This is a genomic window from Micromonospora sp. NPDC005172 (genome assembly GCF_040608555.1).
GTDB lineage: Bacteria > Actinomycetota > Actinomycetes > Mycobacteriales > Micromonosporaceae > Micromonospora.
In genome coordinates this window covers 1-9,208 of sequence record NZ_JBEXIL010000094.1, presented here as the reverse complement: position 1 = coordinate 9,208, position 9,208 = coordinate 1, and the positions used below count along the sequence as shown (strand labels likewise).

The following is a 9,208-nucleotide window of genomic DNA, read 5'->3' as shown; positions in this document are numbered from 1 at the left end:
AACGGGTCGGGACGACGGGCGGCGCGGCGACCGGTGGCAGGGCCACCGCTACGACAGGGGGCACCACTGTAGAAGCATCGGTCGGGGCCGACGGCGCACTTGGCGTTCTGGTTCAGGCAGGACTTCACCAGGGGGCCGAGGTGGGCCGGGTCCCAGGCGTTCATGAAGTCACCGTGCATGGAGGACGGCTTGCCGGAGGAGAGGCTGAGGCCGTCCCCGCCCAGCGACTGGTAGTTGACCATGAAGGACAGGTCCGGCACCGCCACCGGGTACTTGCCGGTGCAGACGCCGTTGACCGGGTCGCCCATGTGCGACTTGTGGTCGGGGGAGTCGATGTTCTTGCCGTCCCAGCAGTCCTTGAAGACGAGCTGGAAGATGAGGTTGCCGCCCGGGGCGCAGACCGGCCAGTTGCCGTCGGCGCTGCGGCCGGTCTCGGCGCTGCCAGCGCACCAGAACTGGTTGCTGCCGGCGTTCTTCGGCGTGTCGACCTGCTTCTTGGCGTCGCCCTCGACCATCCGCAGGCCCGGCGGGAACGGCTTGACGGTGGACGGGTCCTTGACCCGCGAGCCGTAGTAGACCCGGAAGCTCTTCATCGGTACGGGCTTGCCGTCCTTGCGCAGCTCCGGCGTCCAGTAGGCGCTCAGGTCACCGGGAGCGTTGCAGGTGGTCTTCGAGGACAGCAGCTGGTCGGTCGTGGTGAACGCGTCGACCTTCGGGCCGAAGAAGGTGTGCATGTGCGAGGCGCCCGGCAGGCCGGGGACGACGATCGGGTCGTCCGGAGCCGAGTTGGCGAGCTCGCAGTCGGTGTGGAACTCGGGGACGCGGGTGGTCCCCGGCGTCACCGGCTTCGGCTTGATCGCGTTGAAGGCCGCCAGTTCCTGGTTCCACCGGGCCTGGTCGACCGGCACCCAACCGGCCGCCGGCGGCGTGCCCGGCGTGGTGCCCGGGGTCGTCGGCGTGGTTGCCGGGGTCGTCGGCGTCGCCGGGCTGGCGCTCGGCGTGGGCGACGCGCTCGGGGTCGTGGCGGTCCCGGAGCCGAACGTGAACCAGTTCAGGTTCACGAAGTCCGACCGGGAGGTGCTTTTCATGACGGCGAAGACGGTCTGCGGACCGGACGGCACGCTGGTCGCCGTGGCGGTCACCGTCGTCCACTTCTGCCAACCGCCGGTGTGGGCGATCGGGAAGCTGGCCAGCAGGGTGCCGGTCTGCGTACCGAGGCGCAGCTCGACGGCGCCGCCGTCGGTGTTGTTCGCGGCGACCCGGGCCTTCAGGTCGGCTCCGGTGATCGACACGCCGTCGTAGCGCAGCCAGTCTGCGTTGCCGAGCCAGCCGACGTTCTTGCCGCCGTCGGCGTCGCCGGTGCTCTCGGTCTGCGCGCCGGACTGCGCCGCGAAGCCCTCCGCCTGGATGCGGCCCGGCACGGCGACCTCTTCGGCCTGGGCGCCAGCGATGTAGATGCCGCTGCCGGCCAGGGCGGCGGCGACCGCGGAGGCGAGCGTGATGCGGGCGAGGCGGCGGCGCTTTCGCGTCCGGTCCGGCGGTGCGACGTGCGCGGGGGGAGTCCGCATTACCAGTGATTCCTTCGAGTCGGCGATAACGCTCCTGTCGACTGAAGTATGTGCACGTCCAGGGCTTGCGGCAACGTACGGAAAAAGAATTAAGGAGGGTGGTGGGCAAGTCTCCTGGTGGCCGCCGTTCCGACGTCGGATAACAATTTTTGGCCCGCACAGCCTTAAGTTTGTATTAAATCCGTCGACGGGGGTCGCCTGGCGTCCCGATTCGGTGATGACGAATTCTCCGGTTACGAATCGTGTTCGCGTCGAATACTGGAGGCATGCCTTCGAGGACGGGCGTCCCCCGGCTCACGCGCCAGCCGGGTCGGCTGGTGGCCTTCAGCGACGCCGTCTTCGCCATCGCCGTCACGCTCCTCGTGCTGGAGATCCAACCGCCGAGGGACTTCGGGCACCTCCTGCGGGGCCTCGGGGCGTTGTGGCCGTCGTACCTGGCGTACGCGTTGAGTTTTCTACTGGTCTGGCAGGTCTGGGTCAACCACCACGTCATGTTCGACCGTGTCCGGCACGTCGACCGTCAGGTCCTGTTCCTCAACACGCTGCTTCTGATGGTCATCGCGTTCCTGCCGTTCTCCACGTCGCTGCTCGCCGACGCGCTCCGCGCGGAGCAGGGACTGCGCACGGCGGTCGTCGTCTACGGCACCACGCTGTGGGCGGCGGCGGCCCTGTTCAACGTCATCTGGGCCCGTCTCCGCCGGGCGCGGCTGCTGGACCCCGGCCTCGGCCCCCTCGGCGTCCGGGCCATCGGTCGCCGATTCGCGCTCGCGCTGGCCTGGATCGGCTCCGGCGTCCTCGTCGGCGCGTTCCTGCCGATCGCGGGCGTCGTCATCATCGCGGCCTTCCTGCCCGCCTACTACCTGCCCATCCGCGGCGAGGACGGCGAGGACGGCGAGAGCGCGCACCGCCCCGGCTGAACCGGACCCGAGGACCCGCGGACCGGCTCGGTGTACACCGGCGACGAGGCCGCCAAAATAATGTGGGTGCGGCTGTCGATCGGGACCGGCTCTGTTCGTAGCCAGGGTGAGGGCCCGGCATCGAGACGGGCACACACCCGCCGGAGGGCATGATGACCACCACTGCGAACACCACCCGCACCACCGCGTCGGCTTTCGGCGCGCTGATCGGGGCCGGTGTCGTCGCCACGGTCGCCGCGAGCGCCGCCACCATGGTCGTCGCCGCCGCAGGTCGCACGGCAGGAATCAGCCTCGACGTGAGCGGTGCCCCGATCCCGGTCGCCGGGTTCGGCGTGCTGACGACCGCCTTCTCGCTGGTCGGCGTCGTCCTCGCCGCGCTGCTGTCCCGATTCGCGCGACGCCCCCGTCGTGCGTTCGTCCGTACGACGGTGGTGCTGACGGTCCTGTCCCTGGTGCCGGACGTGATCGCCGACGCCGACACGGCCACCAAGGCGCTGTTGATGCTCACCCACCTGGTCGCGGCCGCGATCGTGATCCCCGCTGTCGCGCGCCGTCTGGCCGCCTGAACCGTCACCGACCATCCCGCTGTCGAACTACCGAAAGGATCGTCATGAAGCAGTATCTGCTGTCCGTGCACCTCGTCGAGGGCGCCCCCGCCATGTCGGACGAGGAGACGGAGACCATGTTCGCCGAGACCGGCCGGATCAACGACGAGATGCAGGCCGCGGGCGTCTGGGTCTTCGCCGGGGGCCTCGTGTCGCCGGACAGTGCCACGGTCGTCCGGATCGAGAACGGCGCCACGACCATGAGCGACGGGCCCTTCGCGGAGACGAAGGAACACCTCGCCGGTTTCTGGATCATCAAGTGCACGGACCTGGACGAGGCGCTCGCCTGGGCCGAGAAGTGCGCGGCGGCCTGCGGACCGGTCGAGGTGCGTCCCTTCGACGACCTGTCCCAGTCCTGACCACGAGCCGGTCGACCGACATGGACCTGGCGGGCATCTACCGCGCGGAGTACGGCCGCTGCGTCGCCACCCTGACCCGCGTCCTCGGCGACATCAACCTCGCCGAGGAGGCGGTCCAGGACGCCTTCACCACGGCGGTGCAGAAGTGGCAGACGCCGCCGCCGAACCCGGGCGCCTGGATCGTGACGACCGCGCGCAACCGGGCCATCGACCGGCTTCGGCGGGAATCGACCCGCGAGGCCCGGCACGCCCAGGCCCTCCTGCTCCAACAACAGGACGCGCCCCAGGAGGTGGGACCAGTGAAGGACGACCAGCTGCGACTCATCTTCACCTGCTGCCACCCGGCGCTCGCCCCGGAGGCGCGAACGGTCCTCACGCTGCGTCTGCTCGGTGGTCTCGAGGTCCCGGAGATCGCCCGGGCCTACCTGCTCCGGGAGACGACCATCGCCCAGCGGATCGTGCGCGCCAAGAAGAAGATCCGGGACGCCGCCATCCCGTACCGGGTACCCGCCGACCACGAGCTGCCGGATCGACTGCCGCCCGTGCTCACCGTGCTCTACCTGATGTTCAACGAGGGCTACGTGTCCACCTCGGGGCCGATGATCAGGACCGACCTGTGCGCCGAGGCGATCCGGCTCGCTCGCGAGCTGGCCGCGTTGATGCCCGACGAGCCGGAGGTCCTGGGCCTGCTCGCCCTGCTGCTGCTGACCGAGGCACGCCGCCCGGCCCGCCTCGGTCCGACCGGCGACCTGGTGCTCCTCGCCGACCAGGACCGCTCACTGTGGAACCGGGATCTCATCGCCGAGGGGCACGATCTGGTCCGGCGGTGTCTGCGGCGCAACCAGCCCGGCCCGTACCAGATCCAGGCCGCGATCGGCGCTGTGCACACCGACGGCGCGGCCACCGACTGGCGGCAGGTCCTGGCACTGTACGACCAGCTCCTCGCGCACGCGCCGACTCCCGTCGTGGCGCTCAACCGGGCGGTCGCGGTGGCCGAGGTGCACGGCCCCGAGGCCGCCCTCGCCGCGGTCGAGGCGATCGACCTTCCCGGCTACCACCGGCTGCCCGCCACCCGGGCCGAGCTGCTGGCCCGACTCGGACGCGACGCGCAGGCCCGCGCCGCCTACGACGAGGCCATCGCACTGACCAGCAACGACACCGAACGCGCCTTCCTGGGGGCGCGCCGGAGCGAACTCACCCACACGAGGAGACCATCGTGACCGCGACCTACACCTTCGACGTCTTCATGAGCCTCGACGGCTTCGGCAGCACCACCGGCGACTGGGGTGGCTACTGGGGCAAGCAGGGCCCGGAGTTGCTTCAGCGTCGCCTCGCCACATACGGCGAGGACCACCGCATGGTCTTCGGCGCCCGCACGTTCGAGCTGTTCGGGCAGATGCTTGCCGACAGCACCGAGGAGTCCGACGTCCGGGACGCCTGGGTCACCCGGATGACGAACCTCCCGGCCACTGTCGTGTCGAACACCCTTCAGGGACCGCTCGACTGGCCGGACGCGACCCTCGTCCGTGGTGACGCCGTCGACGTCGTCGCCGGGCTCAAGAAGGAGTCCGAGGTGCCCCTGCGGTCGCACGGCAGCCTGTCGATGAACCGGGCACTGATGGCCGCCGGCCTGGTCGACCTCGTCCAGGTGACCCTCTTCCCGGTGGTCACCGGTCAGACCGGGACGGAGCCGATCTTCCACGGGGCTGCGGACTTCGACCTGGAGCTGGTCGAGAGCCGCACGCTCGACGGTCGGACCCAGGAACTCCTCTACCGACCGACCCGGCACACCTGAGTCCTTTCCACCACACGGCGGTTGGCGCGGTGCACCACATCGGTGCTTGCCGTGGCTCATTCGGTAGCCTCTGACACGTTCTGACAACGTCTGACGGAGCCGTCTGGCATGGGGGACTGATGAGGGACCAGCGTGCCGCCGCGGAGTCGAGTCAGGACGGACGGGCCGCCGCTGAGAGGTTCGCCGAGCAGTTGAGAGCACTGCGCAGCACGGCGGGGAACCCGTCCTTCCGCAAGATGGCGGGGCGATCAGGACGGATCTCGCACACGACGCTGCACGAGGCCGCCGCCGGGACCCGTTTTCCCTCGTGGGAGACCACGCGGGAGTTCGTCCGAGCGTGCGAGGCGGACGAGGCCCTGTGGCGGCGCCGATGGGAGGACGCGCAGCGCCCGGGGACGGTCGCCCGGCCCGGCGGAGACGATGACGACGTGCCGGTCGTCGCCGCGTCCGCGCCGAAGGAGCAGGGCGTGTCGCAGGCCGTGGAGGCCCCGCAGGCCGGGGATGACGTCGTGGGTACGCGGCGGCGGCGTCTGCTGTGGCTCAACGCCGCAGTGGTGGTGCTGGTGGTGGCGGTGGCCGTCGTCCTGGGTGGGACCGTTCGTGGCCGGTCGGGCTCGGGCGGCTCCGGCACACCGACGGCGTCACCGACCCCGTCGCCGTCCACGACGACGTACTCGGACTCGCTGATCCCCGGGGACTCGAGCAGGTTCGTCGCCGACGTCACCATCCCCGACGGCACCCAGGTCAAGGTGAACGCCCAGTTCGACAAGGTGTGGGCGCTCGCCAACGTGGGAGAGGTCGAGTGGCACAACCGGTACCTGGCGCGGATGGAGCCCACCGCCGACGGTGACGGCTGCCGGACACCGGATCGGGTGCCGATCGGTGACACGCCGCCCGGCGAACAGGTGATGATCCGTGTTCGGGTCACCGCGCCGAGCGTCCCTGGCAGGTGCTGGGTCAGTTGGAAGATGGTCGACGAGGCTGGCCGGGAGTACTTCCCGACCCGACGGCCGGTGTACTTGCTGGTCACCGTGACCGCCTGAGGTCAGGTCGCGATGTCAGACACGGGCGTCGAGCCAAGCTGACAACACCGCATTCATCGAGGTCGGTGACGGTCTGACGAATCTGACAGGCCGCCGGGGGTACCGAACAGCAGGGCACTTCTCGCAGGGTGATGTCGAACCGGAGAACGACTCACCAGCTACGAGGAGGAGCCACCTTGCGCCGTCCCTGGTTAACCGTCGGACTCGCCGCGCTCTGCGTGGCCGTCGGCGTCCCGGCCCACGCGGCGGCATCCGGTGCCACAACGCAGCGGACCGCCACCGCGGCCGCGCGGCCGATCGTGGACATGGAGGCCACCGTCCTGGCCGCCCAGATCGACCCCCGTCGGGCCGACAACACCCTGACTCCGGGTGCGAAGAACTCCGTGCTCGCCGTGGAGCAGGCGTTGCAGGCGCAGGGCCTGCTGAACGCGCAGTGGGTCGACGGCTACTTCGGCACGGTGACCGTCTCGGCGTACGCGGCGTACCAACGCTCGCTGGGCTACACCGGCCTGGCCGCGAACGGCCTGCCCGGTGTGACGTCGCTGACGAAGCTCGGACAGAACCGCTACACGGTCGCCAACACGATCGGACCGGGCACGAAGGTCCCGCGCGACGGGTACGTCGTGAACGCCCGAACCCAGGCGATGCTGGCCGAGGCGCAGCGTCTGCTGGGCCAGACGCTGGTGCTCGAGCAGGGCTCGTACAACCCCGGGGGTGACCCGACCTCGGCCGGCACGCATGACGGCGGGGGTGTGGTGGACATCGCGGTCACCGGTATGACCGCGACCCGACGCACCGCCGTCGTCCGGGCGCTGCGACGGGTCGGCTTCGCCGCCTGGCTCCGTGACCCGAGTCAGGGCGACTGGCCGTGGCACATCCACGCCGCGGCGATCAGCGACACGGACCTGTCCAGCCAGGCGCAGCACCAGACCGGTGACTACCACCTCGGCATGAACGGCCTGGCCAACCGTGGCCCGGACGACGGCCCCCAGATCCCGATCCAGACCTGGGAGCAGTACCAGCGCGGGCAGTGACCCGCACCCACCCCCCGCACCGTTCCGGAAAGGACACCATGAACATCCGTAGAAGCCTCGCCTCGGTCGGCGTCGCGCTGGCCGCGGCCACCTCGATCCTCAGCGTCGCATCGCCCGCGTCGGCAGCGGCTCGGGACGGGGTCTGCGACAGCGGCGAGTTCTGCTACTACTACAACAGCGACAACGCGGGATCGCTCTCGGACTTCACCGGTTCGCTCGACGACTACGGCACCGAGCAGCCCTCGTGCTACGACTTCAAGGGCGCGGGCGCCGGCAAGGGCCTGTGCATCAAGAACGAGGCTGCCTCGGTCTGGAACCGCAGCACCAAGACCGTACGCGTCTACTACAACAGCGGCTACGCCGGTTCCTACCAGGACTTCGCGGCCGGTGCGAAGACCAACCTCAACGCCACGCTGAAGAACAACAACGCCTCGCACCAGTTCTCGCCGTCGACGCGCACGAACCTGTCGTACGCCCTGTACCAGGCCAGCGGCGGCACTGTCACGTGCGGCTTCGACGGTTACACCACCACGCCCGGCCGGCACGAGGGCATCGACATCGCCCGCAGCGTCGGTTCGGATGTGCACGCCCTGGTCTCCGGAACGGTCACCTACGTCGCGCGGGGCAGCACCGGCAGCGGCGGACTGTCCACGATCTCGGTCTACAACTCCTCGTCCAACAAGACGGTGATCTACCTGCACACCGCGCCGAGGTCCGGGGTGAGCGTGGGCGACGCCATCAGCAAGGGCGAGATCATCGCCGACGAGTCGTGGCACGGGGTGTCGTCCAGCTCGGGCGCGCACACCCACGTCGAGGTCCGGGCCGGTCGGCAGACCCACGCGGCCGTCAGCGTCGGCGACCCCACCCTGGACAACGCCGACCCGACCGCGTTCTGGAACTCCCAGGGCTACAACGAGAAGTAGGACGTCATGAATCTCCGCAAGGGCCTCGCCGCCGTCGGCGCCGTCCTCGCCATGTCCGCCTCCATCCTGAGCGTGGCCTCGCCGGCAGCGGCGGCCGAACGGGACGGAACCTGCGACAGCGGCGAGTTCTGCTACTACTACAACAGCAACCAGGCCGGCTCGGTCTCCGACTTCACCGACTCGCTGGACGACTACGGCACGACCCAGCCGACCTGCTACGACTTCAAGGGCGCGGGCTCCGGCAAGGGCCTGTGCGTGAAGAACAACGCGGCGTCGGTGTGGAACCGGACCGGCAAGACCGTGCGGGTCTACTTCAACAGCAACTTCGCCGGTACGACGCAGGATTTCGCGGCCGGGGCGACTGGCAACCTCAACGCCACGTTGAAGAACAACAACGCCTCGCACGAACTGCTGAGCGGGCCGACGGGCTGTAGCACCGACGGCACCAACAGCAAGCTGCCGAGCACCATCCTCGTCTACCGGGTCGGTCTCGGGCGCGTCGACCGGGTCGACTTCAAGACGTACGTCAAGAACGTCCTCCCGAACGAGTGGGTGTCGAGCTGGCCGGCTGCCTCGCTGAACGCCGGTGCGATGGCCGTGAAGAGCTACGGCTGGTACTGGGCGCTGCACTCGACCCGCAAGACCTCCGGCGGCCAGTGTTACGACGTCCGGGACGACACGGGCGATCAGGTCTACCGGCCGTCGTCGGCGCAGACCTCGACGTCGGCGGCGGTGGACCGGACCTGGTCGACCCGGTTGACCCGGAGCGGCAACATCCTGCGGGCGCACTACTGCGCGACCACCACCGCGTGCGGTGGCTGGGTGGACGGCGACTGGCTGTCCCAGTACGGCTCGCGTGATCTTGCCAACTCGGGCAGCAGCTACCAGGCGATCCTGCGCCACTACTACCGCGACGTGGTCATCTCCTGACGTCACGCGTCGACCGTGCCGCCCGCCGCACACG

The 9,208-nt window shown here is 69.7% G+C and carries 10 protein-coding genes; 9 read left to right on the top strand and 1 reads right to left on the bottom strand.

The window, feature by feature from the left end; genetic code table 11:
* Positions 1-1,568 (bottom strand): DUF1996 domain-containing protein (locus tag ABZV06_RS31550; protein ID WP_355625905.1); only part of this gene is annotated, 1,568 nt, incomplete at its 3' end.
* A gap of 266 nt (positions 1,569-1,834) precedes the next feature.
* Between ABZV06_RS31550 and ABZV06_RS31545 the strand changes: the two genes are divergently transcribed.
* From ABZV06_RS31545 to ABZV06_RS31505, 9 genes are all read left to right on the top strand, one after another.
* A complete protein-coding gene (locus tag ABZV06_RS31545; RefSeq protein ID WP_355625903.1) occupies positions 1,835-2,485 on the top strand; it encodes a TMEM175 family protein in 651 nt (216 codons plus the stop codon).
* A gap of 152 nt (positions 2,486-2,637) precedes the next feature.
* A complete protein-coding gene (locus ABZV06_RS31540; RefSeq protein WP_355625901.1) occupies positions 2,638-3,051 on the top strand; it encodes a DUF6069 family protein in 414 nt (137 codons plus the stop codon).
* Between the two features lie 44 nt (positions 3,052-3,095).
* On the top strand, positions 3,096-3,449 hold the full coding sequence (locus ABZV06_RS31535; protein ID WP_355625899.1) for a YciI family protein: 354 nt from the start codon (positions 3,096-3,098) through the stop codon (positions 3,447-3,449).
* Between the two features lie 20 nt (positions 3,450-3,469).
* Entirely contained in the window at positions 3,470-4,669 is a 1,200-nt protein-coding gene (locus tag ABZV06_RS31530) for an RNA polymerase sigma factor (protein ID WP_355243630.1), read from the top strand.
* Positions 4,666-5,244, top strand: coding sequence for a dihydrofolate reductase family protein (locus ABZV06_RS31525; RefSeq protein ID WP_355625897.1), 579 nt, complete (start codon positions 4,666-4,668; stop codon positions 5,242-5,244). The genes ABZV06_RS31530 and ABZV06_RS31525 overlap by 4 nt, the downstream gene beginning before the upstream one ends.
* 119 nt (positions 5,245-5,363) lie before the next feature.
* Positions 5,364-6,287, top strand: a complete 924-nt coding sequence (locus ABZV06_RS31520) for an NBR1-Ig-like domain-containing protein (RefSeq protein WP_355625895.1) — start codon at positions 5,364-5,366, stop codon at positions 6,285-6,287.
* Between the two features lie 176 nt (positions 6,288-6,463).
* Positions 6,464-7,321, top strand: a complete 858-nt coding sequence (locus ABZV06_RS31515) for a peptidoglycan-binding domain-containing protein (protein WP_355243622.1) — start codon at positions 6,464-6,466, stop codon at positions 7,319-7,321.
* Positions 7,322-7,359: 38 nt separating this feature from the next.
* Positions 7,360-8,244, top strand: coding sequence for a peptidase inhibitor family I36 protein (locus ABZV06_RS31510; RefSeq protein WP_355243619.1), 885 nt, complete (start codon positions 7,360-7,362; stop codon positions 8,242-8,244).
* A 6-nt stretch (positions 8,245-8,250) separates the two neighbouring features.
* Positions 8,251-9,174 (top strand): SpoIID/LytB domain-containing protein, encoded by a 924-nt coding sequence (locus ABZV06_RS31505; RefSeq protein ID WP_355625893.1) that lies wholly within the window; start codon positions 8,251-8,253, stop codon positions 9,172-9,174.
* Positions 9,175-9,208: the final 34 nt, after the last annotated feature.